Origin of the sequence: Saccharothrix espanaensis DSM 44229, assembly GCF_000328705.1 — a bacterium.
Lineage (GTDB): Bacteria > Actinomycetota > Actinomycetes > Mycobacteriales > Pseudonocardiaceae > Actinosynnema > Actinosynnema espanaense.
Window position 1 is genome coordinate 5,799,013 of record NC_019673.1, and the last position, 25,821, is coordinate 5,824,833.

The 25,821-nt window shown below is 74.6% G+C and carries 20 protein-coding genes; 2 read left to right on the forward strand and 18 right to left on the reverse strand.

What is annotated here, in order from left to right; all coding sequences use genetic code 11:
* The first annotated feature begins 170 nt into the window (after nt 1-170).
* Nucleotides 171-3,566 carry a BTAD domain-containing putative transcriptional regulator gene (locus BN6_RS25090; RefSeq protein WP_015102566.1) on the forward strand — a complete coding sequence of 1,132 codons (3,396 nt, stop codon included), beginning with the start codon at nt 171-173 and terminating at the stop codon, nt 3,564-3,566.
* 194 nt (nt 3,567-3,760) lie between these two features.
* On the opposite strand, the gene BN6_RS25100 is transcribed toward BN6_RS25090, so the two are convergent.
* The 18 genes from BN6_RS25100 to BN6_RS25180 form a co-directional block, all read right to left on the reverse strand.
* Nucleotides 3,761-4,384 (reverse strand): helix-turn-helix transcriptional regulator, encoded by a 624-nt coding sequence (locus BN6_RS25100; protein ID WP_015102567.1) that lies wholly within the window; start codon nt 4,382-4,384, stop codon nt 3,761-3,763.
* Between the two features lie 194 nt (nt 4,385-4,578).
* On the reverse strand, nt 4,579-5,403 hold the full coding sequence (locus tag BN6_RS49740; protein ID WP_197540186.1) for an NADase-type glycan-binding domain-containing protein: 825 nt from the start codon (nt 5,401-5,403) through the stop codon (nt 4,579-4,581).
* A gap of 347 nt (nt 5,404-5,750) precedes the next feature.
* Nucleotides 5,751-6,296, reverse strand: a complete 546-nt coding sequence (locus BN6_RS25110; RefSeq protein ID WP_015102569.1) for a phage tail protein I — start codon at nt 6,294-6,296, stop codon at nt 5,751-5,753.
* Nucleotides 6,293-8,230 carry a putative baseplate assembly protein gene (locus BN6_RS25115; RefSeq protein ID WP_015102570.1) on the reverse strand — a complete coding sequence of 646 codons (1,938 nt, stop codon included), beginning with the start codon at nt 8,228-8,230 and terminating at the stop codon, nt 6,293-6,295. Before BN6_RS25115 ends, BN6_RS25110 begins: the two co-directional genes overlap by 4 nt.
* Nucleotides 8,230-8,640, reverse strand: a complete 411-nt coding sequence (locus BN6_RS25120) for a GPW/gp25 family protein (protein WP_015102571.1) — start codon at nt 8,638-8,640, stop codon at nt 8,230-8,232. The genes BN6_RS25115 and BN6_RS25120 overlap by 1 nt, the downstream gene beginning before the upstream one ends.
* Complete coding sequence (locus BN6_RS25125) at nt 8,637-8,954, reverse strand: PAAR domain-containing protein (protein WP_015102572.1); 318 nt, start codon at nt 8,952-8,954, stop codon at nt 8,637-8,639. Before BN6_RS25125 ends, BN6_RS25120 begins: the two co-directional genes overlap by 4 nt.
* A gap of 41 nt (nt 8,955-8,995) precedes the next feature.
* Complete coding sequence (locus BN6_RS25130) at nt 8,996-10,663, reverse strand: VgrG-related protein (RefSeq protein WP_015102573.1); 1,668 nt, start codon at nt 10,661-10,663, stop codon at nt 8,996-8,998.
* Entirely contained in the window at nt 10,660-11,421 is a 762-nt protein-coding gene (locus BN6_RS25135) for a CIS tube protein (RefSeq protein ID WP_015102574.1), read from the reverse strand. Before BN6_RS25135 ends, BN6_RS25130 begins: the two co-directional genes overlap by 4 nt.
* A 19-nt stretch (nt 11,422-11,440) precedes the next feature.
* Complete coding sequence (locus tag BN6_RS25140; RefSeq protein ID WP_015102575.1) at nt 11,441-11,866, reverse strand: phage tail protein; 426 nt, start codon at nt 11,864-11,866, stop codon at nt 11,441-11,443.
* Between the two features lie 57 nt (nt 11,867-11,923).
* The gene (locus BN6_RS25145) at nt 11,924-12,355 is read right to left on the reverse strand and encodes a hypothetical protein (RefSeq protein ID WP_148303006.1); all 432 of its coding nucleotides are present in this window, start codon (nt 12,353-12,355) and stop codon (nt 11,924-11,926) included.
* Between the two features lie 2,553 nt (nt 12,356-14,908).
* Nucleotides 14,909-15,067 carry a DUF6760 family protein gene (locus tag BN6_RS47475; protein ID WP_015102577.1) on the reverse strand — a complete coding sequence of 53 codons (159 nt, stop codon included), beginning with the start codon at nt 15,065-15,067 and terminating at the stop codon, nt 14,909-14,911.
* Complete coding sequence (locus BN6_RS25150) at nt 15,064-15,525, reverse strand: hypothetical protein (RefSeq protein ID WP_015102578.1); 462 nt, start codon at nt 15,523-15,525, stop codon at nt 15,064-15,066. The genes BN6_RS47475 and BN6_RS25150 overlap by 4 nt, the downstream gene beginning before the upstream one ends.
* Nucleotides 15,522-15,962 (reverse strand): phage tail protein, encoded by a 441-nt coding sequence (locus tag BN6_RS25155; protein ID WP_015102579.1) that lies wholly within the window; start codon nt 15,960-15,962, stop codon nt 15,522-15,524. Before BN6_RS25155 ends, BN6_RS25150 begins: the two co-directional genes overlap by 4 nt.
* Before the next feature lie 44 nt (nt 15,963-16,006).
* Complete coding sequence (locus tag BN6_RS25160; RefSeq protein WP_015102580.1) at nt 16,007-17,536, reverse strand: phage tail sheath family protein; 1,530 nt, start codon at nt 17,534-17,536, stop codon at nt 16,007-16,009.
* Between the two features lie 145 nt (nt 17,537-17,681).
* A complete protein-coding gene (locus tag BN6_RS25165) occupies nt 17,682-19,760 on the reverse strand; it encodes an ATP-binding protein (RefSeq protein ID WP_015102581.1) in 2,079 nt (692 codons plus the stop codon).
* A complete protein-coding gene (locus BN6_RS25170; RefSeq protein ID WP_015102582.1) occupies nt 19,757-20,458 on the reverse strand; it encodes a DUF4255 domain-containing protein in 702 nt (233 codons plus the stop codon). The genes BN6_RS25165 and BN6_RS25170 overlap by 4 nt, the downstream gene beginning before the upstream one ends.
* A gap of 56 nt (nt 20,459-20,514) precedes the next feature.
* Nucleotides 20,515-23,598: a hypothetical protein gene (locus BN6_RS25175; protein WP_408005257.1), complete on the reverse strand. Its 3,084-nt coding sequence runs from the start codon at nt 23,596-23,598 to the stop codon at nt 20,515-20,517.
* A gap of 107 nt (nt 23,599-23,705) precedes the next feature.
* Nucleotides 23,706-24,332 carry a helix-turn-helix transcriptional regulator gene (locus tag BN6_RS25180; protein ID WP_015102584.1) on the reverse strand — a complete coding sequence of 209 codons (627 nt, stop codon included), beginning with the start codon at nt 24,330-24,332 and terminating at the stop codon, nt 23,706-23,708.
* 167 nt (nt 24,333-24,499) lie between these two features.
* Between BN6_RS25180 and BN6_RS25185 the strand changes: the two genes are divergently transcribed.
* Nucleotides 24,500-25,801: a COG1470 family protein gene (locus tag BN6_RS25185; RefSeq protein ID WP_041313945.1), complete on the forward strand. Its 1,302-nt coding sequence runs from the start codon at nt 24,500-24,502 to the stop codon at nt 25,799-25,801.
* Nucleotides 25,802-25,821 lie beyond the last annotated feature (20 nt).

A 25,821-nucleotide genomic window follows, 5' to 3' on the forward strand; every position in this document is an offset into this window, starting at 1 on the left:
TGGTTCATGCCCTGTCGCCCGTCCGGCGAGCCGGGGTGACCGGACCGGAATCGCTCCCGCACGTGGCCGGACGGCCCCTTGCGCGGGTGAGCGGACGACCACGCGGTTCGGTCGGGCCGGGGCGCTGGGAGACGTGGCCCCGCCCGGCCACAGGAGGAGGATCGGACGGGATGACCGCGGGACAAGCGCTTCGGGTCGCGTTGCTGGGGCCGGTGCGCGCCTGGACCGGTGCGCGCGAGGTCGCGCTCGGCTCTGCCCGCCAGCGCGGCGTGTTCGCCGTGCTGGCGCTGCGGCCGGGCACGACCGTGCGGCGGGACGAGCTGATCAGGGCCGTGTGGGGCGACGACGCGCCGGCCACCGCCGAGGGCAGCGTCTACACCTACGTCTCCGTGCTGCGCAAGGCGTTGGAGCCGGAACGGCCGCGCGGCACGCCGTCCCGGCTGCTGGAGTCGGTCGGCGCGGGCTACCGGCTGGTGCTCGACCCGGCGGCGTCGGACGTGGCCGAGTTCGAGTCGCTGCGGCGGCGGGCGCGCGACGAGCTCGACGGCGGCACGCCGGAGGTGGCGTTGCGGTCGCTGGACGAGGCGCTGGCGCTGTGGCGGGGCATCCCGATGACGGGGCTGGAGGGCCCGTTCGTGCACGCGCGACGGCTGCGGCTCGCCGAGGCCCGGACGTCGGCGCGGGAGCTGTGGGCGGAGGCGGCGCTGGCCGCCGGGGCGCACCCGGAGGTGATCGCCGAGCTCGGTGCGCTGGTCACCGAGGAACCCCTGCGGGAGCGCGCGCGGGAGCTGCTGATGTCGGCGCTGGTCCGGGCCGGGCGCGGCGCGGAGGCGCTGGAGGTGTTCCGCGAGGCCCGGCAGGTGCTGCGGGCCGAACTCGACGTCGAACCGGGTCCCGGGCTGCGCGCCGCGCACGAGCGGGCGCTGGGCGTGGTGCCGGCGTCGCCCGCACCCCGGCCGGAACCCGCGCCGGCCAGGCGTGCGGAGCCGGTGCTGCTCGGGCGGGCCGACGAGGTGGCGGCGGTGCTCGACGTGGTCGGCGACCTCGCCGCCGGGCGGGGCCGGGCACTGTGGATCGAGGGCGAGCTGGGCATCGGCAAGTCGGCCCTGCTCGACGTGGCGCTGGCGCGGGCGTCCGCCGCCGGGCACCAGGTGGCGCACGCCGTCGCCGACCAGCTCAGCGCCCGGCTGCCGCTCCAGTCCGCCGTGGACTGCCTGGGCGTGGACGTGGACTCGCCCGACCCCCGGCGGTCCGCGGCCGCGCAGGCGTTGCGGGACCGCAGGCCCGCCGCCGGGTCGGTCTTCGCCGCCGCCGACCCGACCGCGCAGGCCGCCGGCCGGCTGGCGGCCCTGGTGGAGCAGCTCTGCGCGGACGGGCCGCTCGTGCTGGCGCTGGACGACCTGCAGTGGGCCGACGACGACAGCGTGGAGCTGTGGCGCAAGCTCGCCGCCGGCACCCGGCGGCTGCCCCTGCTGCTGATCGTCGCCGCGCGCCCGGTGCCCCGGCGGCCGGGGGTGGTGCGGCTGCGGCGGGACGTGACGTCCGGCGGCGGCGCGGTGCTCGACCTGGCGCCGCTGACCGACACCGCCGTGGCGGGGATCGTGGCCGGGCTGGTCGGCGGCGAACCCGGCCCGGGGCTGCGCCGGATCGCCGGGTGGGCGGGCGGCAACCCGCTCTACGCGCGGGAGGTGGCCGACACGCTGGTGCGCGAGCACGCCGTCCGGTTCGACACCGGGCTGGCGGACGTGTCGCCGGACGTGCTGGACCGCGCTCCCCCGTCGCTGGTGTCCGCGGTGACCGACCGGCTGGACTTCCTGTCCACGCCGACCCGGGAGGTGCTGCGGTTCGCGGCGCTGCTGGGCGGCGAGTTCGCGGTGGGCGACCTGGCGGTGGTGCTGGGCAGACCGGTGCCGGTGCTGCTGCCCGCGTTCACCGAGGCCATCGCGGCGGGCGTGCTGCGCGGCGCGGGGCCGCGCGTGGCGTTCCGGCACCCGCTGATCCGCCAGGCGCTCTACGACGGCACGTCGGCGGCCGTGCGCACGGCCCTGCACCAGCAGGCCGCCCAGGCGCTGGCCGCCGCCGGCGCGCCGGTCGAGCACGTGGCCGGGCAGCTGCTCGCCACGTCGGACGGGCTCGGGTCGTGGGCGGTCCCCTGGCTGGTGACGCGGGCGCCCGCGCTGGTGCACCGGGCGCCGCTGGTGGCCGTCGAACTGCTGAACCGGGGCCTGCGCGGCACGGACGACCCGGTGCTCACCGCGTACCTGGGCAACGCGCTGTTCCGGCTCGGCCACGACGCCGAGGCCGAGGAGCAGACCCGGCGCGCGCTGCCCCGCCTGCGCGACCCGGACCGGATCGCCGAAGCGCGGTGGACGCTGGCCTACGTGCCGTTCCGCGCCTCACGCCCGCAGGACGCGTTGGCGGCGCTGGACGAGGCGCTGGCCGACCCGGTGCTGACCGACGCGTGGCGGGCCCGGCTGCTGTCGCTGCTGGCGCTGGTGCAGCGGGCCGGGGTGGGCGACCTGGACGCGGCGGAGGTCAGCGCGCGGCGGGCCATCGAGGCGGGCAGGCGCGGTGGTGACCCGTTCGCCGTCGGGCAGGCCCTGGAGGTGCTCTGGCAGGTCGACGTGGTCCGCCGGGACTACGTGCGCGCGGTCGGGTACCTGGACCAGGCGCTGGAGGTCGTCGGCAGCGACCCGGGCCTCACCGACCTGCGGCTGGTGCTGCTGGACAACCGGGTGTTCACCCTCCAGTGCCTGGACCGGCTGGAGGAGGCGACCGAGACGCTGCGGCTGGCGTTCGCCGCGACCGGACCGGGCACCCCCGTGACGAGCCTGCACGTGGGCACCGCCGTGCACCGGTTCTGGCTGGGCGACTGGGACGACGCCGTGGCACGGCTGGAGGGCGTCCTGGTCGAGGACCCGGAACTGACCGGTTTCGGGCTGCGCGAAGGCGGCCCGGTGCTGCTGCACGGGGTGCTCGCGCTGATCGCCGCGCACCGCGACGACGAAACCCGGTTGCGGGCGCACCTCGCGGCCGGCAGCGAGATCCCCCTGGTGACCGTCGCCTACCGGGAGAACTGCGACTTCCTGGTGGCGGCGACGGCGACGGCGGCCGTCCGCGACGGGGACCACGCGGCGGCCGGGGAACTGCTCGGGCACCTGCTGGACACCGGGCACGCGGTCCAGACGACGTTGCGGCACCAGTGGCTGCCGGAGCTGGTGCGGATCGCGCTGCACCTGGGCGACCGCGCCACGGCGCGCGGCGCGGTCGAGGCGTGCGAGGACGAAGCGGGCCGGGAGACCTCGGTGGCGCGCGCGGCGGCGGCGGCGCGCCGGTGCCGGTGCCTGTTCGACGGCGACCCGGACGGGCTGCTGGAGGTGGCCGCGCACTACCGGTCGGTCGGCCGGACCTACGAGCTCGCGCAGACCTTGGAGGACGCGGCCGTCCTGCTCGACCGGCGGGGCCGCGCCGATGAGGGCGCCGGCACCCGCCGCGAGGCGGTGGCGCTCTACCGGGGGATCGGGGCCGCCTGGGACGTCCGCCGGATCAGCGGGCAGCCCGCCTGATCGCACCGGGCCGGGTCCGTCCCGGCGCACCCGGCCGGGCCCGGGTCCGGCTCGTCGGGCGGGGCGCCGATCACCCCGTCGTCCGACATCACCCACGCCGGTTCCCGGCGCCTGGGCCGGACGTCGGGCCGGCGGCCGCGCACCGAGCGTTCCACCATCCGCCGCAATCGCGCCTTGTCCGGGAACGCGGCCATCTAGATCATCCCCTTCCGCAGGGCGTAGGCGACCGCGTGCGGCCGGTTGCGCAGGTTCAGCCTGCTGGTGATCCCGTAGAAGACGTTCTTGATCGTCCGCTCCGAGTAGGACAGCGTCGTGGCGATCTCGGCGGTGTCCAGCCCGTCCGCCATCAGCCGCAGCACCTCGACCTCGCGGCCGGTCAGCCGGCCCCGTTCCGACGAGGGCGCCACCAGTTGGCGCTGCAGCCGCCGCACGTGGTCCAGCAGTTCGGCCACCATGGCCGGCGGCATGGCCCCGCCGCCGGCCGCGGCGGCCAGCACGCTGCGCAGCACCCGGTCGCCGGTCGCGCCGGCGCGCGGCAGGAACGCCACCACCCGGCACTCCACGGCGGTCAGCACGTCCGCCTCCCCGATCTCGTCCAGCACCAGCACCACGGGCACCCGTGCTCCCTTGGCCGAGCGGCGCAGCCCGGCCACCACCTCGTCGGTCAGCCTGCCCACCGCGACGACGGCCACCTCGGCGTCGGCCCACCGGTCCGCGTCGACCAGCGCGACCTCGGGGCGAGCCCCGAGGAAGCTGGTCAGACCGGCCTGGCTGAGGTGATCCGAGGACTGGACGACGACCCGCACTCGCTTCTCCACCACTGCCTCCCACAGTTCCGGATTGCACCTCCGAGTGTCCGGGGCGCGGCTTCACGCTTTCTCAAACGCGTCTGCACCGGTTCTTCAGACGCCCTCGCGGCACCTCGGCCGAGGCGGCTGATCAGGGCGGCGGGGGCAAAGGTGGCGGGTCAGGGGCGGCGGGATCAGGGGCGGCGGAGTCAGGGGCGGCGGGATCAGGGACGACGGAAGAACTCGACCTCGCCCAGCGCGATGTGCCTGCCCTCGGTGAGGCCGGTGGCGGCGGCCACGGTGAGGCGGACCCGCACCACGTCGCTGATCCCGGTGTCGGTGCGCTGCGGGCCCGGCTGGTCGGCCAGGTTCGCCGAGAGCGCGTGCGTGCCGCCGTCCCGCGTGGTGACGACCACCTTCAACGCCGACGGCCGCGCCTGCGCGACGAACCCGTCCTCCTCCGCCGACGCGCCCGCGTGCACCACCACGGACAACAACCGCAACGGGGTGGCGAAGGCGAACTCCACCTCGTCGCCGACCGCCGGCGCGCCCCAGTAGCGGTTCGAGAGACCATCCGCCGCAGCGGCGGCCGGGTGGTCGGCGACCGAGGCGCTAGCGGTGACGCTCGTGGGCGCGACGGGTTGCGGGGTGGCGAGCCGGTCGCGCAGGTCCTCCCACAGCGCGAGGGCCTGCGGGTGGAACAGCCACGCCGCGACGACCAGCGCGACCACCACCAGCAGGGCGGCCAGGCGGCGCAGCCACCGCGAGCGGTCCCCGCGCCACTGCCACCGGCGGCGGCGGGCGGCGGACCGCGCGGACGCCTCGGGGTGCAGCGGGGTGGCGCAGCGGCGGCAGAACCGCCGCCCCGGCGGGTTCGTGGTGCCGCAAGCCGGGCACGGCGGCCCGTCCACCGCCGCGTCGACGGCCGTCGTCGGCAGCGGGCGCTTGGCGTCGGGCCTGCCCGGCGCGACCGGCCCCAGGTACCCCGAGGCCCGATCGCGCGCCACACCCCCGTCCAGCGCGCCCGCAGCCGCTCCACTGGCAGCCACACCGCCGGCAGCCACCCCACTGGCAGCCACCCCACCGGCTGCCACACTGCCGGCCGTGCCACCGACTGCGGCGCTACCAGCGGCAGCGCTACCGGCCGACGTACCACCGGCTGTGCCACCACCAGTTGGGCCACCACCACTTGCGCCAGCATCAACCGGGCCACCACCGGCTGGGCCGTCGACCGGCGGGCCGGCGGGCGCGCTCTGCGTGCCACCCGGCGGCACGGCGGCCGACGGGCCGGCGTCCTGCCGGTCACGCGCACCCCATCCCAGGTAGTTGCCGCAGTTGCCGCAGAAGTCGTCGGAGTCCCCGACCGGCGCACCGCACTGCGGGCACGACCGGGCCGTCACGGCTCCTCCCCCGCCGGCACCTCCACGGCGCACCGCACGTGCACCGGGCACACGGCGGCCACCAGCGCCTCCACCAGCTCGCGGTCCACCGCCCCGGCCCCGCGCACCCGCACCACGACGACCTCCACCGGCTCGCCGGGCAGCTCGGTGTCCGGCGTGGTCGACCACCGGACCCCCGGACCGTCGAGCACCTCGGCCCGCACGCCCAGCGACACCTCCAGCAGCTCCCGCAGACCGACCGCCGTGCCCCGGCGGCGGTGCAGGTCCACGGCGCGGTGCACGACCTCCCGGCGGCGCGCGAGCGGCCACGCCGGGTCCAGGTCCGCCGACACCCAGGACGCCAGCCAGGACACGAAGTCCTCCGGCGCGAGCGCCGGGTCCAGGTAGGCCGTCAGGTTGTCCATTGTGGACAGTATCGAGGAGAGCACGGAGTCCAGCCCCGAGGTGAACCGCTGGGTGAAGTCGTCCACGGCGTAGAGACCGGGCAGCATCTCGCCGATGGGGTGCGTGCTCGGCAGCTCGGGGAGCGCGGCCCGGCTCATCTCGCGCCTACCGCGACCTGGTGCTGGTGCGAGAACACCAGCGCGTTCGGTGCGAGTTCCATGTCCTCCACCGGCGCACCACGCGCCCCGGTGAGCGGGTTGGCCGGGAACAGCCGCAGCTCCTCCACCGACGTCACGTCCGCGACCCGTTGCAGCACCGCGAAAACCTCGCCGTACCGCACCGAACGCCCGAACTCCCAGCCGGTGCCGTCCGGGCCGCCGCGCAACGGGTTGAGGTACCGGTAGAGCGCGTCCAGCGCCGCCCGGTGCACCCGGCCGTCCTCCACCGCGGCGGTCAGCCGGGCCACCACCGTGATCCCCTGGTAACGCGGTGGTTCCACGACCAGGCGTGCGCCCAGCAGCCGGCGTTCGTCCAACCGCCGCGCCACCGCCGCCACCACCTCCTCTGAGGGCATGAGCTGCTCGAAGCGCAGCCGATCGCCCTCGTCGGCGACCGCGTCGGGCACGAGCAGCACCCGCGCACCGCCCACCTCGCCGGTCACCGGCAGGCAGCGCACCCTGGCCAGCGACGGCACGGCCTGCCGCGCGATCAACTCGTGGTCCTGGGCGGTCACCGCGCGGTCCCACACCCGCAGCTGGTGGGGAACCCGCACCTTCGCCTCGTCCACCGTCTCGGCGTCCGCGCCGCCGCTCGCGGCCTCCCGGTTCTCCACCTCCGACACGTAGGGCTCGGAACTGCGCAGCACGGAGATCGCGCCGCGCGCCACGTTGCCCGCCCGTCCCCCGCCGGTCCGGTAGCGCGGCACCAGCACCACCGCGCCCTTGGCCGGCACGGCGCCGTAGCGGCGCAGCGACCCGTCCGGCTCCCGCACGGCGGGCGCGAACCGGACCTCCCCGGCGGTCGCGTCCAGCACCACGTGCCGGTCGTCGGGTCCGGACGAGCCGAAGTCCTCCACGAGCGACCAGTCGTCCCAGCCCGCGCCGTCCGACACCCGCACCACCACCGGCCGCCCGTCGGTCAGCACCGGGGCGGCGGGCAGCCGGAACCACTGGCCGGGCACCCCCGCCGACTCGCCCAGCACGGCGTCGAGCTCGACCTCGGCGTGCTCGACGGTCGTCGTGCCGCCGATGGTGAACGCCTCGGCCTCCCGCACGGTCGGCGACTCGCGGTAGAACGGCTGGCCGGGCAGCGGTTCGACCACCCGGCAGCGCAGCCAGCCCGCGCGGTGGCCCGACACGACGGACGCGGTGTGCCCGGCGGGGACGTGCAGCACCACCTCGCCCGGCCGGTTGAGGCCGCCGGTGCTGTCCTCGTCGGTGGCGCAGGCGACCCAGCCCCGGCCGTCCCACGCCTCCCACACCAGCGGCGGCTGGCGCGGGTCGACGCCGACGCCCTCGACCTGGCTGTCCAGCCGCAGCACCACGGCGCACCTCGGCACGGCGGCGGACAGCCCGAACAGGGTGGCGTCGCCGACCGCCGGCGCGGCCTGGAAGCACGGGACGTCCTTGCCCTCGTCCAGGTCGCGGGTGCGGTCGGCGTAGTCGCCGCGCGCCGACGTGGTGACCAGGCGCGTCAGCGACGACGGCACCACGGGCAGGTCGGCGACGGTGGCGAACACGACCGGCTCGTCCGCGTCGCCGCCGGCGGTCGCGACCTCGGTCCCGGCGGGCAGCAGCACGGTGTCCGGTTGGGGCGCGGACAGCCAGAACGTCACCTCGGCCCGCGCGGCGGTCGGCGGGAACAGCCGCACGCCCAGCAGGTCCAGGAACGCCAGGTAGTTCTTCTCCGGCACCCGGTTGAGCCGGTAGACCAGCTGGTCCACCATGTGCGCGAAGGTCTCGATGAGCGTCACGCCGGGGTCGGACACGTTGTGGTCCGTCCACTCCGGACAGCTGTCCTGGACGTACCGCTTGGCCTCGTCCACCAGTTGCTGGAAGCGGCGGTCGTCCAGGTCGGGCGAGGGCAGCGCCATCAGCGCCCACCGCCTTCCTCGGACGGGATCGTGTAGAACGGGAACACCAGGTTGCGCCGGTCGTTGGTGGCGCGGACCGTGTAGTGCACGTCGATGTAGAGCGTGCCGACCTCGACGGAGTCGAACGCCACCACGACGTCGGTCGTCTCGATGCGCGGCTCCCACCGGTCCAGCGCGACGCGCACCTCGCGGGCGATGTCGCCGGCCGTCGCGTGGTCCGCCGACGCGAACACGTGCTCGTGGATGCCGCAGCCGAACTCCGGGCGCATCGGGCGCTCGCCGGGCGCGGTGCCCAGGATCAGCCGGATCGCCTGCTGGATCTCCACGTCCCGCTCGACCATCCCGATGCCGCCCGTGGTGCCGACCCGCAGCGGGAAGCCCCACCCCCGGCCGATGAAGTCGACGCTCACAGCGGACCCCCGATCAGCACGGTCTTCGCGCCGAGCACGACGGTGGCCTGGCAGACCGCGCGGTCGCCGACGACGGCCGCCGGGGCACCGCCGATGAACACGCTCGGCGGCGGCGCGGGCCTGGGCAGCAGCACGTTCGACGGTCCCAGCAGCGGGTCGGGAATCTTGGGGCAGGCGTGCACGCTGCCGACCACGGCGGCGGGCACGCCCTCGATGAGCACGGTGAGCACCTTGGCCGCCAACGCGGGCGATACCGGCGGCCCGAGCGTGCCGCCGTGGGAGGTCTTGTCACCGGTCCGGGCTGCGAAAGGCATGTCGGCTCTCCTCTGGTAGTGGGTGGGGGTGCCGGTCCGGGTCAGTTGAGCCGGACGATCCGGCCCTTGACCTGGACCACCCCGTTGCGGGCGTCGATGGTGATGCCGGTGCTGTCGACCACCAGCGAGCTGAGCACCCCTCGCCCGCCCGGCCCGCGCACGGCGAGTTCCAGCCGGCCCCGGCTCTCGTCGACCTTCACCTCCAGCCGGCGGTCGCCGCTGGCCAGCCGGACGCCGGAGGCGCGCGGCCCGTCCATCAGCTCCAGCCGGTTGCCCTTGCGGGACGACAACGACCGGCGGTTGACCTTGCCGCTGCGGCGGTCCACCAGCGCCCCGTCGTGCTGCGAGGGCTTGTCCACCCCGTTGTAGAGGCCGCCGAGCACGTAAGGCCGGTCCAGGCTGCCCTGCTCGAACCCGACCAGCACCTCGTCGTTGACGTCCGGGCTGAGCACCCCGCCGCCGCCGACGCCGCCGAACTGGACGGTGCGCACCCAGTCGGTGACGTACTTGTCGTCCAGCCACGGGAACTTCAGCCGCACCCAGCCCCGCTGGCCGCCCACCTCCTTGATGTCGGTGACGATCGCGGTCGCCAGGCCCGGCATCCGGGTCGGCGCGGTCCCGCCCGCGACCAGGCCGGCCAGCGAGCGGTCGTGCGACGCGCTGACCACGACGGTGGTCCGGTAGCCCTGGGCCGGTTCCACGACGTGGGTCACGGCGGTCGCGGTGTACCGGCCGCTGAACGCCTCGCCCGCGCCACCGAGCGCGATGGGCACGCCCGCGCGGAGCTTCGGGTTGCCCTCCGCCACGGCTTCCAGCTCGGCGTAGCCCGAGCTGATCGACGCCTCCAACGAGCGCGCGGCCATCGTCGCCTCCGCCTGCGTGGCGTAGGGGACGTCGGTGACCAGGTTCCGCGCCTTCGTGCGGAACGCCTTGTTCACCTTCATCGACGACAGCCCGGGAACGGCCGTCTTGCTGGGGGTGTTGTTCCGCACCGCCACCAACGGCTTCTTGCGGGCCACGTCCCAGCCGCGCACCTGCACACCGTTCGCGAGCTCGGCGCTGCTCAGCGCGGCCCGCAGCACCAGCAGGTTGCCGCCGAACCGGAGCAGGAACGGGCTCTTGCCGTCGGCCGTGGGCTTGGGCGCCCGCGCGGCGGGCTTGAGCTTCGTGAACTCCAGCCGCCCCCGCTCGTCGACCCGCACGACCGCGCCGTGCTCGCGGGCCAGCCCCTGCAAGAAGTCCCAGTCCGACACCCCCGGCTGGCTGAGGTGCTTGTAGGTGATCCGCGACGTCTCCACCCGGCCGACCGCCAGACCCGCGTTCTTCGCGACCTTCGCGACCACGGCGGACGCCGTCATGTTCTGGAACGCCTCCACCCGACGCCCCCGGAACAGCCGGTGCGCCCTGCTCATCGCCCGGATCACGGTGAAGCTGCCGGTGCCGTCGACCTCCATCTCCACGGCCGTGACCTCGCCGGAGAACAGCAGTTCGCGCGCGGGGCCGCCGGTCGCCGACACCGAGACCTTCAGCGGCGTGCCGATGGTGATCCCGGTCTTGGCCAACAACGTCCGCTTGTCGTCGCGGTAGGTCAGCACGGCCGTGTCGGGCAGGCCGACGCTCTCGTCCACGACGCAGCTCTCCACCTCCCGGGTCACCGGGGCGTTCGCGACGATGGTCAGACCGGCGGCGAAGGACCGGACGGCGCTCATCGGTCGACCTCGCGGCGGTAGGACGTCGTCATCGGGGCTCCTCCGGTCTCCGGGTCGGCATCGTCGATGCCCGGCAGCAGCAGTTCCCCGCCCGGCACCAGCGCCAGCGGGTCGTCGATCCCGTTCGCCTCGGCGATGGCCCGCCAGGCGCCGGGGTCGCCGTACTCCCGCCAGGCGAGCTGCGGCAGGCTGTCGCCGGCGACCACGCGGTGCGCGCGGCGGGCTTCGTGCGACCCGGAAGTCGGGTTCTGGCGGGGGGTGTCGACCCCCGCCTCCTCGATCGACAGCGAGCACGTCGCGCGCAGTGGACGACCGTCCACGTCGAACAGCGAGTAGTCGACCGACAGGCTCGACAGCACGCCGTCGAACGACACCGACTTGGCGGTGCCCCACTCGAAGCGGACCCACGGGCTCGCGGGCTTCTTGCTGCCGATGCTCTTCTTCGTCGGCACGCAGGCGACCATCAGCTTCTCCACGCCCGTCTCCACCGAGTTGTCGTGGGTCGCGGTGGCGTCGAGGAAGACCTCCACGCCCAGCGTGCGGGGCCCGCTGCCGACGAACTCGGGCAGCGACGCCTGGCCCGCCATCCGCGAGGGTTGGCGACGCCACTCGACCGACTTGCTCAGCGCCAGCGTGCGGGGGTTGAACTGGAACGCGACGGTGGCCAGCTTCGCCCCGGGCTTCGCGCCGACGTCGGCCGGCGGTTCCATGATCACCAGGCGGGCCTTGACCAGGCTCGCCCCGGGTTTGCGTGCCACGACGTGACCTCCTTCTGGGTCAGGAAGCCTCAAGACCCTCGTGGGAGAACTCCAGGGTCTCCACCGCGGCCTGCGACTGGCTCGGGTCGAACGACGGCCCCTGCCACCGGATCGGGAGGACGCCGAGCACCTGCCACCGCACGATCGGCGTCAGGTCGGGTGCGAGCGCGACGATCTCGCCGTCCTTGCGCTCGGCCCGCTGGAGCACCTCGCCGAACCACTTGAGCACCTTCGCCGAGTCCGCCGTGACCGGCCGCGTCATGGTGACGTTCGTCCAGGTGATCCGCGACGGGAGGTGCCAGGTGAACCCGTTGTTGCCGCCCTCGGCGTACTCCTCGACCTCGAACTGCGCGCCCAGCCCGTCGCAGGTGTGGAAAGCGCCCAGGTTGTTGCCCGCCACGGACAGTTGGAAGAAGACGCTGCTGGCGAAGACGTCGTCGGTCATCGGTGGTCCCCAAGGTCGAAGGTGTCCGGGGTGGTACGGGGTTTCGAGGTCGGTGGGTCAGCGGCGCCGGTCGTGCAGGCGGCCGGCGCGCTCGCGGCCGGTGCGCAGTTCGGCGCGCAGCAGCCTGGCGATCGGCTCGACCAGCTTGCGGGCGAGGCCGTCCGCCTCGGCGGGGTCGAGGTCGTCGACGAACCGCTGTTCGGGGGTCCGCCGGTCTGTTCCACGCCCGGGGGTGTTCGGGGTGGGGTCCTCGGGGATGTTCGCGCCCGGGACGGGTTCGGTGGGTTCGGTGTGCGGGGCGGTGTTCGGCTGCGTGGTGCCCCGGCTGTGCGGGGACGTGGTCGGCGTGGGCGTCGCGGGGGCCCTGGACGAACTTGCCGCGGCCGGGGCCCCGGCGGACCTGATCCGCTGCACGGTCGGGTTGACGAGGTGGAACCCGCTCGGACGGCTGCCCCCGGTGGTTCGGGTCGGTACGGAGGCGCGGTTCACCGGCACCACCGTGGTGCCCGCTGAAGGTGCTCCCGGCGACCGGACGACCGGCGGAGTCACCGGCATCGCGGCCCTTGGGGTGGCGTGGTTGTGAGGCGGCAGCGGCGTTGGAAGGAGCCTCTGCGGAGCCGTCGCCCGAACCGCCTGCAATGTCATCGGTGAGGTCGTCTGCGATGCCGTCGGTGAGGCTGTCGGTGCGGTGGTCAGTGCGGTGGTCGGTGCGGTGGTCGGTGAGGTCGTCGGTGAGGTCGTCGGTGAAGTGATCGGCGAAGTGGTCGGTGGGGTCGTCGGGCGCACACGCGATGGGGCGGGAGCGTTTTTTGGTTGCGCGCGTTGCACTGCGGGACTTTCTGAGCGTCGCGCGACACTTGTGCGGGTGGGCGTTGCCTGCCCCGGCGCGGTGGCGGCGGTTGGTTGGCTGCGGTCGGACGACCATTGCGGCCGGACCACGGCACGTCGTGGAGGAACTGCGGGAACGTCCTCGTCCACGCGCAGTTTCGGTGTCAACGGGCGGTTCCCCAGCAGCGCGGCGGTTCGTTGGACCGTTGGAAGGACCGTGGAACGCGTGGCCCGAACGGCTCCAGCGCTGCTGTGCACCACGGGCGTCTCCGCACTGTGCCGCGTCGGCGGCAGGCGGACCACGGGCACCGCTCGTTGCACGGGTCGGGAGCCCTCGCCGCCGCCGCGCCGGGGCTCAGCGACCTCAGCGGTCTTGACGGCCCCGGTGGACTTGGCGGGCTCTCCCTTGGTCGCAACGACTTCGGGGGTCGCGGTGGCGGGGATCGCCGTGATCTCCTGGCCCAGGACGGTCCGGATCCGGTTCGGTCGCGCGGGTGAAGTGCCGTCGGGGACCTTGCGCTGTACCGCAGGATCGTCCGATCCAACGCGCGACACAACGGGAGTGGTCTTGGGGGTCGACCACTCGCCCGGGGATGCGAGCCTCGGCGACACAGCGTTTTGGGGCGGAGTGCTCGGGGTGCCGGTGTTCAGCGACATTGCCGTCGCGGGCATTGCCGTCGTGGGCAACGCAGTCGCGGGCATTGCAGTCGCGGGCATCCGTGCCAGCGGCTCACCCAGCAGCGGGGTGCCTGACGGGCGCACAACGGGTGTGCGGCCGTTCACCGTGCTGCCGGCCACCGGCGTCCGCTGGAGGATCGGGGACGCGTCAACGTCCCGAACCGCAGGCGGCACGATGGCGGCTCTGGTGGCCGGAAGACGCTGCACAGCAGGAGCTTTCGCGTCGACAGCCGAACTCGGCCTCTTGCTCCTGATCACACCGCCGGCCACGGGCGGCGTGTCGGTCCGCACGACCGGAAGCCGGCGGACGGGGAGGTCCGGCCGGACGGCCGTCGTCAACGGCGGTCCGATCGGATCGAGCCGCACTGCCGCCGACGCACTCCCGGCCCCTGCGGAGCGCTCCGCGACAGACCGCGACACCATCACCGACGAACCGCCCACGACCTCCCGCACCCCGCCCGGTACCCGCGCGACACCCGACCCCGAGGCCGGACCGGAGTCCGCCCGTCCACCGTGGCCGGTATCCACCCGCCCACCTCGGCCGGAGCCGGTCGGCGCACCGTGACCGGAGTCGATCGGCGTCACTTGCCTGGGTGCGGTTCGCGCTGTTGTCCCGGCTGCGGTTCGAACTGCCCGCGTCGAGCCGGCCGGCTCACCCCCCGAGCCGGTCTTCGCGGCAACGATCCCGGGCCGCGCCGGACCTTCAGCACGTGCCGAGCCCTCCGCGACCACAGACCGCAGCACCGGCAGCGCGGAACTGCCGGAACTCGGCCGCTCGCCGCCCGACGCCTGCCCGCTCGACGCCCGCCCGCCCGACGCTCGCGTGTTCCCGTTCGCTGTCTCGGGTAGGACCGACCGCGACACCGTGAGCGCGGGACTCGCCGACGCCGTCGCGTTCCCTCCTGGGCTGACCGCGCCCGAACCAGCGGGGGAAACCGGCGAGCTCGACCCCATCCCCGTCGGACCGGCAAGATCTCCCATCGGGCGGGCGGGCTCTTCCACCGCTCCGGCGGATTTCCGCACCGCCCTCTGCAACTTCCCCTCCGGACGAGCGGGCTTCCGAGCGGCCGCGGAGCGCGACACCGTTGGTGCAGGACCGCGACCACCGGAAGGCGTTCGCGCGACTCGCGCCGCGCCGGAGGGCTCCGGCGGTCCTTCCGCTCCGTGAGCGCCCGACCACCACACCACCGGCAACGTCCCGCCGGTCCACGGGTAGCCGGGGGTGGCGGTGCGCTGCACGGCCACGCCGTGCAGCACACCCGCCGGGGCGTCGGAGCTGATCGAGTGGCCCATCCCCGTTCCGAAGGTGTGGTCCTGCCACGAGGCGAGCCCGTCGCGGAAGCGCACACCGTCACCGACCGCCGGCCCGCCCCGGCCGATCACCCCGTCCGCCGGCGGGACCGCGCGCCAGCCGCCGTCCCACGCCGGGCGCTCGGACCCCGGCGCGGCGGCCCCGGAAGCACCGGACCCGCCGGTCCGACCGGACCCCCTGGGCCGGTCGGACCGGCCGCGAAACCTGTCCCACCAGGACACGGTTCACCTCCCCTCGTTCACCCTCGTGTTGATCCGCGCGATCTGGTCGACCCAGCGCCTGCGCTCCTGGTGCTCCAGGTCGAGGATCTCCTCGCGCGGCCAGTGGAAGTGGTAGGCCACGTACGCGACCTCCTCCAGCAGCCGATCGGCCGCGTACGTCACGATTCCCCCAGGCGACCACCGGCGAGGTCCACCTCGAACGCCGTGCCGCACGACGGGCAGGACACGCCGGCCCGGGTGTGGCCCTCGCTGTTGACCCGCCGGTAGAAGTCCTGGAGGAACGCGATGTCCGTCGCGTACATCTGCTCCACCACGCCGGGGTGGATCTCGGTGACCGCGCCCAGCTCGGTGATCACCTGGCTGAGCAGGACGACGCTGAGGTAGCCGGGGTTCTCCTTGACCCGCAGGTCGATCTGCGGGCGCAGTTCGTCGCGCGCGGTCGCCAGGCGCATCTTGCCGTGGCGGTGCACCACGCCGTCCGCGTCGACGTACCCGCGCGGCAGTTCGAAGTCGAACACGGTGTGCAGCGGCGCGGACGTCGCCACCGCCCCGCGGTCCCGCTTCGGGTTCTGGTCGACCAGTTCGTCGAGCTGGTCGAGCGCGATCGTCCGCCGCCTCATTCGACCGTGATCTCCTCGAACACGAGCGTCACCTTCTCGGTCGCGGCGGTGGACTCGCCGGCCTTGAGCGAGGGGCCCTCCCACTTGCTGGCCCACGCGTTGGTGAGCTGCATGCGCCGGACCGTGTTGCCCTCGGAGTCCTTGACCTCGATGGTGACGTTCTGCCGGGCCGCGCTGACCGCGCCCTTCTCCAGGGTCTCCTTGAGCCACTTGGTGAACTCGGAGCTCTGGTCGAGGCCGCGGGTGAGGGTGACCTCGCCGCCCTTCTGCGCGCCGGGCTGCTTGCGGATGAGCGGCTTGCCGGTGGAGGTCACCTGGAAGACGTCGACCACGTCCTCCTCCACGCTCAGACCGCTGATCTCCTGTAGCGACTCGACCATGAAGCCGCCGAGCTGCACGCCGAAGATGTGGGTGGAGAGAGCATCGCCTTCTGCCATGGGTTCGTTCGCCTTTCCGGTTCAGGTGCCCCGAGGGGCGTGGCTCACTCGTCGACCAGGCTGGTGCTGTCGGAGAACTGCGCGAGGCGGAAGACCACGAACTCGGCGGGCTTCACCGGCGCGACGCCGATCTCGCACACCACCTGCCCGAGGTCGATCGACTCCTGGGGGTTGTTCTCCCGGTCGCACTTGACGTAGAACGCCTCGGCGGGGGTGCGCCCGAACAGCGCGCCCTGGCGCCACTGCTCGGTGAGGAACGCGGTGATGTTGCGCCGGATGCTGGACCACAGCCGGTCGTCGTTGGGCTCGAACACGACCCACTGGGTCCCGATGAGGATGGACTCCTCCAGGAAGTTGAACAGCCGGCGCACGTTGAGGTAGCGCCAGGCCGGGTCCGAGGACAGCGTGCGGGCTCCCCAGATGCGGATGCCGCGGCCGGGGAACGCGCGCACGCAGTTGACGCCGATCGGGTTGAGCAGGTCCTGCTCGCTCTTGCTCAGCGACGTCTCCAGGTCGACCGCGCCCCGGATCACCTCGTTGGCGGGTGCCTTGTGCACGCCGCGCTCGACGTCGTTGCGCGCCCACACCCCCGCGACGTGACCGGACGGCGGCACCATGATGTTGCGCCCGCCCGCCGGGTCGAACACCTTGATCCACGGGTAGTACAGGGTGGCGTAGCGGGAGTCGTAGCCCGCTTCGTCCTGCCGCCACCCGCGCACCCGCTGCGCGGACAGGCCGGGCGGGGCGTCCAGCACGGCGACCCGGTCGCCCATCTGCTCGCAGTGCGAGATCAGGGCCAGCTGCACGGTCTTGACGCCTTCGAGGTCGAGCAGGCCGCGCTGGTAGGCGGCCATCAGGTCCGGGGCGGCGACCATGGTGATCTCGTCGATGCTCTCCAGACCGCCGAACCCGGTGCGCGCCTCGGGGTCGCCTAGGTACTCCTGCGCGTCGACCACGGTGGGCAGCGCCGCCGCGCCGTCCGCGCCCGCCGGGGGCAGTGCCACGGTCTGCTTGTCCGGGCGGGCCAGCGCGCCGCTGGGCTGCTCGGTGATCGTGATCAGCTTGGAGCGCTCGGAAACCTGGGTCGCCACGTAGTTCTTGGCGTTCTTGCGGGTGGACGCGTCGTAGGTCTCCACCACCCGGCCGCCCTGGCGGACCAGCAGCTTGAACCGGTCGTCGGCCGGGTTCTCGCCGTCGGCGTCGGTCACCTCGACGGTGATCTCGCCGTCGACGCCGGGCAGCGCGGCGATGCCCAGCCCGCCCACCTGCACGGGGTTCGGTCGGGGCGGCTCGGGTTCCGAGCCGGACTGCGGTCCGCCGACGCGCACCACGTACGCCGCGCCGCCGCCGTTGGCGAAGTAGCCGTAGACGGCGTGCGGCAGGAACGCGCCCTCGGTGAAGCCGCCGAAGTTCTGCACGTACTGGTTCCAGTTCGCCACCAGGGTCGCCTGGTGGAAGGGGCCCACCTCGCTGAAGCCGATGAAGGCCGCCACGGCGGTGCCGACGCCCTCGATCGGCCGTGCGCCGGACTGGACCTCCTCCACGTACACGCCCGGTGAGAGGTACTGCGGCATGGTCACTCCTGTCTGGTGAGCTAGTCCGCTTGTGTGCCAACAGCTTCCCGCGCGCGGGTGGCGGTCCGGGAGGTCCGGCGGCCCCGACCGGGGGGCAGCCCCGTGCCCTTTGGGGAAACGCGGTCCACACCGGACGCCCGAGGTGTCATCGGGGTGCGGTGGACCACGGGCCGAATTCGTCGCCCTGCATCAGCCTGCCTTGCTTGCGGTACTCCTGGTGCACCGCCGCGACGACGTCGGCCATCGTCAGCGGGCGGTCGGCGGCGGCGGCCAGGTACGCGGCGGTCACCACGCAGGACCGGATCGACCCACCGGCCAGTTCGAAGTGCTCGGCGCAGAACGCGAGGTCGAGGTCATCGCCCCGGGGCACGGCGGGGCCCAGGCACCGGTCCCACAACGCCTCCCGCTGGTGCGCGTCGGGCAGCGGGAACTCCGCGATGACGTCGATCCGCCGGGTGAACGCCTCATCCACGTTGGACCGGAGGTTGGTGGTCAGCACGGCGATCCCGTCGAAGGACTCCACGCGCTGCAACAGGTAGGCCGACTCGACGTTGGCATAGCGGTCCCGTGCGTCCTTGACCTCCGAACGCTTGCCGAACACCGCGTCCGCCTCGTCGAACAGCAGCACGCCGTGCACGCCGGCCGCCTCGGTGAAGATCCGCTCCAGGTTCTTCTCCGTCTCGCCGACGTACTTGTCCACCACCGTCGACAGGTCGACCACGTACAGGTCCATGCCGAGCTCGGAGGCGATGACCTCGGCGGACATCGTCTTGCCGGTGCCGGACTCGCCGGCGAACAACGCCACCACCCCGCGCCCCCGGCCGCCGCCGGGCCGCATCCGCCACTGCCCGAGCACCCGTTCCCGGTGCCGGGCCCGCAGGGCGAGTTCGGCCAGCTGCCGCCGGGTCGGCTCGGGCAGCACCAGGTCGTCCCAGCCGACCGAGGGCGTGACGCGGCGGGCCAGCCGGTCCAGGCCGGCCCCGTTCTGCGCCCGCACACCGGCCCGCAGGTGCTCCGCCGCCACCGGGTGGCCGTCCAGCACCGCCAGGCGGGTCGCGACGGACACCGCCCGCTCCACCTCGTCCGCGCCGAGCCGGAAGCCGCCGAGCGACGCCGGCAGCGCCGGGGCGGGCGGTGCGCCGGTCGCCTCGGTGAGCGCGCGCGTCCACAGGGTGGTGCGGCGGTCGGCGTCCAGCGGTGGCACCGGGACCGACACGGCGGGCCGGCCGGCCCACTGCGGGTCCCAGTGCTGCCTGCCGTGCAGGACCAGCGGCACGTCACCCGCCAGCGCCACCACCTCGCGCAGCAGCCGGACGCGTTCGGGCACCAGCCGTTCGACCGGGCCCACCACGAGGCCCGCGCCGCGCAGCCGCGCTTCGCGCACCACCGCGCCGAGCGCGGGCCCGTCCCGGTCGGCGAGTTCGGTCACGTCCAGCACCACGGCGGCCCGGCCGGCGGCGGCCAGCGCACTTGTCGCGGCACGGCCGCCGCCGCCATCGGCGTCGTGCAGGTGGAGCAGGCCGACGCCGCGGCGCAGCGCCGCGCCGACCCGCCGGGGGAACCCGTCCTCCGGTTCCCCCGCCACGACGCGCACCAGGTCGGCCACCTCGCGGTCGAGGGCGTCGTCGCCCAGCAGGTGGCCGACGACGCGGTCGGGCACGCGCAGGACCCGGGACAGCGCGGGCGACTCCGGTTCCCGCACCTCGACCAGGCCGCCCGCGACGAGCGGGGAACCCGCCGCGAGCCGGAACCGGCCCCCGCCCGCCGGGTGCAGCCCGCACAGGTCCAGCGCCAGGCCGACGGTCGCGCGGCGGCGGGTGACGTCGTCGTTGAGGTAGCCGTAGAGGCGCTCCACCCGGCTGTCGACGTCCGGTGCCAGGGCGATCAGCAGGAACTCGACGTCCAGCCGATCGAGGTGGAAGTCCCGGGCAAGGACGAGCAGCCGGGGTCCGGGCGCGGGCACGGCGGCGGCGATCGCGTCCAGGTCGGGGTCGTCGTACGGCGGGACCTGCGGCGTGCGCTGCTCGTCCAACGTCCGCCGGACCGCCTCCGGCGTCAGGTACAGGCCCCGGAACGGGTCGTCCGGCGTCGGGTCGCCCGCCAGCCGCGTCTCCACCGCCAGCCGGACGCGCTGCTCGACCGCCGCCAGCCGGCCCCACAGGTAGACCAGGTCGGCGTCCCCGGCCGGCGCGGCGGCCCGTTCGCCGACCACGTCGGCGGTCATCGGATCGGCTCGCCGCGCCGGCGTCGGACCGAGGGCTGCGGGCGGTCCCTCGACACCGAGAAGCCCTCGCCGGCCGCCGTGGAGGGGCCGTCGTAGCGGAGCCTGCGCGCACCGGACGGGGTGGGTTGCGACTGGTCCTCGGTGCGCAGCAGCACGCCTTCGGTCACCAGCGGGCCGGTCGGCGTCCACTCGCCCGCCAGCGGCGCGGTGATCTTGAGGGTGATGGCGGGTTTGAGCTCGCCGCCGAGCGCGGACCACACGTCGGGTGCCGCGCGACCCTCCGGCGCCGGCCCGGCGACCTGCATCCCGACCGCCAGGCCCAGTTCCGCCAGCGACCCGGTCAGCCACTGCGGCGCGAGCCGTTCGGCGCGCACCAGGCACGCCAACGCCTCCGACAGCAGCCGGTGCTCGTCCTGCGGCCGGTTGGTCCACGCGGTCACCAGGTAGGACAGCTCGAACCAGCGTGCCGGGCCGCGCCACCCCCGCAGCTCGCCGTCCTCGTCGTGCACCTCGGTCTCGCCGCTGCTGCGGCGGGTCAGGTCCTCCCGGATGTCGTACAGGAACACGTTGACGGCGGGCGCGTTGCGCCGTGCCGTCCACTCCGTGGTGGGTGCCTCGAACGCCAGGTCGCCCCGGCTGCCGGGTACCCCGCCGGCGTCGAGCAGCCGGCGGATGCCTTCGTCGACCTCGTGGATCACCGGTGCCTCCTCGTCGTCACGGTCATCTGCGCGTCACGGTCATCTGCGCGTCACGGTCATCTGCGCCCCACCATGTCGGGCGGCCCGATGGTGCCCGCCACGACGAGGAACGGCGTGGTGGCGGGTCGGAAGCCGGGTCCGGTCGCGGTGATGGTGCGCGGACCGGTCGCGTCCTTGGGCAGGATCAGCAGCTGCGCGGCGAACCCGCCGTCGGGCCGGGGAAACGTCGGGGCCGCGGCGGCGGTGATGCCGGGCGACCAGGTGAGCCGCACCGGCACACCTGGCGGGAAGTCCAAACCCCGCACCGAGGTCACGAACCCGGGTTCGCCGATCGGCGGCACGGCCACGATGCGGGGCAGCAGCACCCGCATCGGCGCGGTGGCGGAGTTGTCGCCCGGGTCCGCGTCCGTGCCGCTGGTCCTGAGCACCCCGCCGACCGAGGTGACCAGCGGCGCGTCGGGCGCGAAGACGACCTGCACGACCAGCGATCCGCCGGGTGCCAGGTCGGGCAGCGCGCAGCCGGCCGCCGAGCACCCCGGCGGCAGTGCCGACACCGGGACCCCTTGGGGCAGCGCGAAGTCCAGTCGGAGACCGGTCGCCAGCGCGCCGCCGCCGTTGCGGACCGTGTAGCTCGCGGTGGCGCGTCCGCCCACATAGGACGGATCAGGCTGCACCACGACGGCCACGCCGGGTCCTGCGGCGGGCGGTGCCGGTGGCGGTGGTGGTGGAGCAGGAGGAGGTTGCGGCGGAGGCGTGGAGGATGTCGGCGGCGCGGTCGTCCGGTCGCGCACCGGGATGTCGGTCCCCGTCGCGTTGTCCCCCGGCCGGACGTCCAGCACGTCGCCCGCCACCGACCACGTCACGCGCCGCCGGCCCGCCACGACACCCACCAGTTCCACCGAGACCCGGACGACCGCCCCGTTCTCCAACGCGCCCAGCTCGCAGCGCGGCCCGGAGGCGTCGCAGGAACCCCGGTCCGGGCGCACCACGTCCACCCGCACCCCCTCGGGCACCGCGGCGGTCAGCACGGTGCCCGGCGACGTCCCCGGCCCCCGGTTGGTCACGGTCACCGCCACGGTCGTCGTCGCCCCGGTCTCCACGTCCGGCACGGCGGGCGGCGCCTGCACCGCGAGGTCCACCGACGGCTGCCAGGACGGCTCCTTCTGCCGGCCGGGCAGGTCGCGGGTGATCCGGTCGAGCCCGCCGGAACCGTCGAGCACCGCCAACTCCTCCGGTGCCGCCGCAGGGCCTTCCCGCCGGGTGGTGAGCACCAGCCGGTCACCGCCCGGCGCGTAGGCCGCGTCACGGGGCTGGAACGGCCCGGAGGGCGGCGCGGTCACCGGCGTCGAGCACGGGCGTCCGCCCGGCGGGAGGACGACCCGGCACCCGTCGCCCGGCCGCGACACCTCGACCAGCCCGTCGAACTCCCGGTTGAACACCAGCGCACCGCTGTCCGGGCGGAACGCCGCGCTGTCGTCGGTCACCTCGCAGTCGAACCCGCACACCGCCGCCGACAGGTCGCGCTGCGCGTCCAACGAGCCCGCCCGCGCCGTCCACACGTGGTTGTCGCGGACCTCCTCGCCGTTGGGGCGGTTGAAGACCACGCCCCTGGTGAACGCGAGGGTCGTGCCGTCCGGCGACCACGCGGGCTGGGTGTCCTCCCGTTCGGCGACCTCCGGCGGCGGGGTCAACCGCCCGACCACCGCACCGGTCGCCGCGTCCACGACCACCACCCGGCCGGGCCCGCCCGGTCCGGGGCGCAGGCCGCCGGGTGAGCGCCGGGCGAAGGCGAGGAAACGGCCGTCCGGCGACCACGCCGGGTCGAACTCCCAGTCCGCCGGCCGCCGGTCGGCCACCGGCAGCCGGCGCGGGTCGCCGCCGTCCGCGTCCACCAGCCACAGCCGCTGCGCGCGCACGCCGTCGACGTCCTCGAACCGGGTCACCACGATGCGCCGCCCGTCCGGCGAGTAGGACTGCCGCTGGGTCCACGGGTCGTACCCCGCACGCGGGCGGAACAGCCTGTTCGGGTCCTCGTCCACGCCGGGGTCCTCGCGCAGCACCTCCACCCCGAGGTCACGCGGGTCCGCGCCGTCCGGCCGGACGTCCTGGAGGGTGGCGGCGTTGCGCACGGCGGCGGTCGTCCGCGACACCAGCAGCGTTGGCCGGCCGACCACCGACCACGCCGGTGACGACACCCGGCGGTCCTCGGCCAGCAGCAGGCCGGGCGCGACCGGCACCGGCAGCCCGGTCCGGGTGCCGACCTGGTAGACCTTCTCCACGTTCGGGTCGGCCGGGCAGGAGCAGGTCTGGTCGTAGCTGAGGAACAGCAGCCCGTCGCCGTCCGGTTTCCACACCGGCCAGTGGCCGCGCCACCCGGCCTGGTCGCCGCCGAGCACCGGGACGCCGACGCCCGCGCCGTCGAGCACCCGGAGCCGGGGCTCCCCCGCCGCGGTCAGGGTGTAGGCGATCCGGCCGTCCACCGGGTTCCACGCGGGTTCCCCGGCCGCGCCGACGGGTTCGTCGGTGACCCGCACGACCGCGCCGCCCGCCACCGGCTGCCGGTAGACCTCCGGCTCGCCGTCGCGGTCGGTGGCGAACGCGACCTGCGCGCCGTCGGGCGAGAACGAGGGCCACGACTCGTTCCCGGGGCTGTCGGTGAGCCGCCGGACGCCGGTGCCGTCCACACCCACCACCCACAGGTCGCGCTGCCCGTCCTCGGCCGAGTCGAACACGACCGACCGCAGGTCCGGCGAGAGCTGCGGGTGCCCGGCGTCGCGGCCGGACGTGAGCCGGCGGACCGAGCCGTCCGGCCCGCGCAGGTACACCTGGGGCCGGCGTTCGTCGCGCAGGCTGGTGAACACCACCAGGTCGCCGCGCGCCGACACGTGGTCCTCGAAGTGCGCCGGGCCGTCCGCCACCGGGACGCTCGTCGCCGGCTGGTCGGGCAGCGGGTCGTCCACCACGCCGATCGAGCGGTGCGCGGTGCCGGCGAACGCGATGCGCCCGCCGCCCGGTTCGGCCTGCTGCGCCTGCGCCGGGGCCGTCGCGGCGCGCAGCACGACCACGACCCCGCACAGCGCGACCACGGCCGTGATCGCGGCGACAGCTCGGTTCCTCGCCCTGCTGGACAACGACAACACCTCCGGTTGCGGGCCTCGCGGGAATCCTGGCCACGCCCGGCGCCGCGGCGCGAGGTCCGTGCGGGCAGGGCCGGGGCGGCCGGCGGGTGGGTTCGGGCAACCCGGCCTCAGATCAGGCCGTGCCGCATCACGTAGCCCACGGCGTGGGCGCGGTTGCGCAGGTTCAGCCGGGTGGTCACCTCGTGCAGGACGTTCTTGACCGTCCGCTCCGAGAACGAGGTCTTCACGGCGATCTCGGTGGTGTCGAAGCCTTCCGCGACCAGCCGCAGCATGTCCGCCTCGCGCGAGGTGAGCGTCGACAGGGTGGGCGCGTTGGGGTCCAGGACGGTGCGCTGCAACCGGCCGACGTGGTCCAGCAGCCTGCCCACCAGGTCACCGGGCAGCACCGCCTCCCCCTTCGCCAGCGTCAGCACGGTCGCGACCAGGCGGTCCTGGTCGGCCTCCGCGCGCCGCACCACCGCCGACACCCCGCAGTCGACGGTGAGCTGCAGCGCGTCCTGGTCGAACCGGCCCACCACCACACCGGTGCGGGTGGCGGACGACCGCCGCAGGCTGCGCAGCACGCGGGCCGCCGCGTCGTCCACCTCGTCCACCACGACCAGCGCCACGGCCGCGTGCCGCTGCTCGCCGGCGGGGAGCACCTCGACCTCGGGTCGTGGGCGCAACTGGTAGACGACCCCGGTGCGCAGCACCGGGTCCTCGGCGTAGACGGCGACCGGGATTCTCGTCGTCATGCGGAGCCCCTTCCACGACGGCGGGCCGAACCGGCCCAGGTGGCACCATCGTGGTCCGCCACCGCGGCCCGGGGCAGGCGCGGAGGTCAAGCGGTGCACTGGTGTGCCCGCACACTGCCCTTTTCTCCCTGCCGGGCGGCGGTCCGACGTCCCTACCGTTGCGTGGCGTGACCGCAACGACGGAATTCGGTCTCCCCACGGTGGTCGTGACGCCCGGCCAGGAGACCAGCACGACGATGACGGTGCGCAACGACAGCGACATCGTCGAGGCGTACGAGTTCGAGGTGGTCGGCGAGTGCGCGCCGTGGACCGGTGTCGAACCCCGGCGGCTGTCGCTGTACCCCGGCACATCGGGTCAGGTGACCGTCCTCCTGCGACCGCCGCGCTCACCGGCGGTGCGCGCCGGCGAGGTGCCGCTGGGGGTGCGGGTGCTGCCCGCCGAACGACCCGAGTCGGTGGTGGTGACCGAGACGACGGTCGTCATCGAGCCGTTCGCCGAGCAGCGCGCCGAGCTGGTCCCGGAACGCCGCCGCGCCTGGCGCAGCGCCCGCTACCACGTGGAGCTGCACAACGGCGGCAACACCCCGGTCGCCGTGACGCTGACCGCGCCGGAGGCCGACGACCGCCTGACGCACACGGTGCCGAAGCAGCCCACGACGGTGGAGCCCGGTGACCGCGCGGAGCTGGAACTGCGGGTGCGGGTCGGCAAGCTGCTGTGGTTCGGCAAACCCGAGCACTGGCCGCTGCGCCTGGACGTCGCGGCCGTCGCGGGCGACAACACCGCCCGGCACGAGCCGGAGGGCGAGCTGATCCAGCTGCCGGTGTTCCCCCGGTGGCTGCTGGCGCTGCTCGCCGCGTTGCTGGCGCTGCTGCTGATGTGGCTGCTGCTGGTGCGCCCCGCCGTGCGCAGCGCCGCACGGGAAGCTGCTGACGGTCGCGCGCAGGAGATCGCCCAGGCCGAGCGGGAGCAGCCGAGCACCGGGCAGGACCCGGGTCAGGGACAGGGCCAGGGCCAGGGCGACCAGGGGCAGGGCCAGAAACCCGGACAGGGCCAGGGACAAGGGCAGGGACAGGGCCAAGGTCAGGGCACCGTGGTCGGCGGCGGAACCCAGTTCTCCCGCACCATCGAGGTGCACACGGCCGGTGGCGGGCAGGGCGTCGGCACGGACACCGTGGCCGACGGCAAGGTCTTCCGGATCTCGGACCTCGTGCTGGGCAACCACCAGGGCGACGAGGGCGTGCTCACCATCGCGTTCGGCGACCGGACGCTCCCGCCGATCGCCCTGGAGACGTTCCGCAACCAGGACTACCACTGGGTGACGCCCATCGAGATCCCGCAGGGCGCGGCCGTCACCGCGACGGTGAGCTGCACCAAGCCCGGCACCCCCGCCAACGGGCAGCAGGCGCCGGACTGCTTCCAGGTGGTCAACGTCAGCGGCGTGCTCGCCGACCTGCCGGACGGCAACTGACCACCGGCTCCGGGCAGCCG

Excerpts from the sequence above, each read along its gene's own strand:
- BN6_RS25180 (WP_015102584.1), bottom strand. The coding sequence starts at position 24,332 with ATGACGACGAGAATCCCGGTCGCCGTCTACGCCGAGGACCCGGTGCTG.
- BN6_RS25140 (WP_015102575.1), bottom strand. The coding sequence starts at position 11,866 with ATGACCGACGACGTCTTCGCCAGCAGCGTCTTCTTCCAACTGTCCGTG.
- BN6_RS25115 (WP_015102570.1), bottom strand. The coding sequence starts at position 8,230 with ATGGCGCTGCCCTCGCCCGACCTGGACGACCGCCGCTTCCAGCAACTG.
- BN6_RS25165 (WP_015102581.1), bottom strand. The coding sequence starts at position 19,760 with ATGACCGCCGACGTGGTCGGCGAACGGGCCGCCGCGCCGGCCGGGGAC.
- BN6_RS25155 (WP_015102579.1), bottom strand. The coding sequence starts at position 15,962 with ATGGCAGAAGGCGATGCTCTCTCCACCCACATCTTCGGCGTGCAGCTC.
- BN6_RS25150 (WP_015102578.1), bottom strand. The coding sequence starts at position 15,525 with ATGAGGCGGCGGACGATCGCGCTCGACCAGCTCGACGAACTGGTCGAC.
- BN6_RS25090 (WP_015102566.1), top strand. The coding sequence starts at position 171 with ATGACCGCGGGACAAGCGCTTCGGGTCGCGTTGCTGGGGCCGGTGCGC.
- BN6_RS25125 (WP_015102572.1), bottom strand. The coding sequence starts at position 8,954 with ATGCCTTTCGCAGCCCGGACCGGTGACAAGACCTCCCACGGCGGCACG.
- BN6_RS25160 (WP_015102580.1), bottom strand. The coding sequence starts at position 17,536 with ATGCCGCAGTACCTCTCACCGGGCGTGTACGTGGAGGAGGTCCAGTCC.
- BN6_RS25130 (WP_015102573.1), bottom strand. The coding sequence starts at position 10,663 with ATGAGCGCCGTCCGGTCCTTCGCCGCCGGTCTGACCATCGTCGCGAAC.
- BN6_RS25110 (WP_015102569.1), bottom strand. The coding sequence starts at position 6,296 with ATGAGCCGGGCCGCGCTCCCCGAGCTGCCGAGCACGCACCCCATCGGC.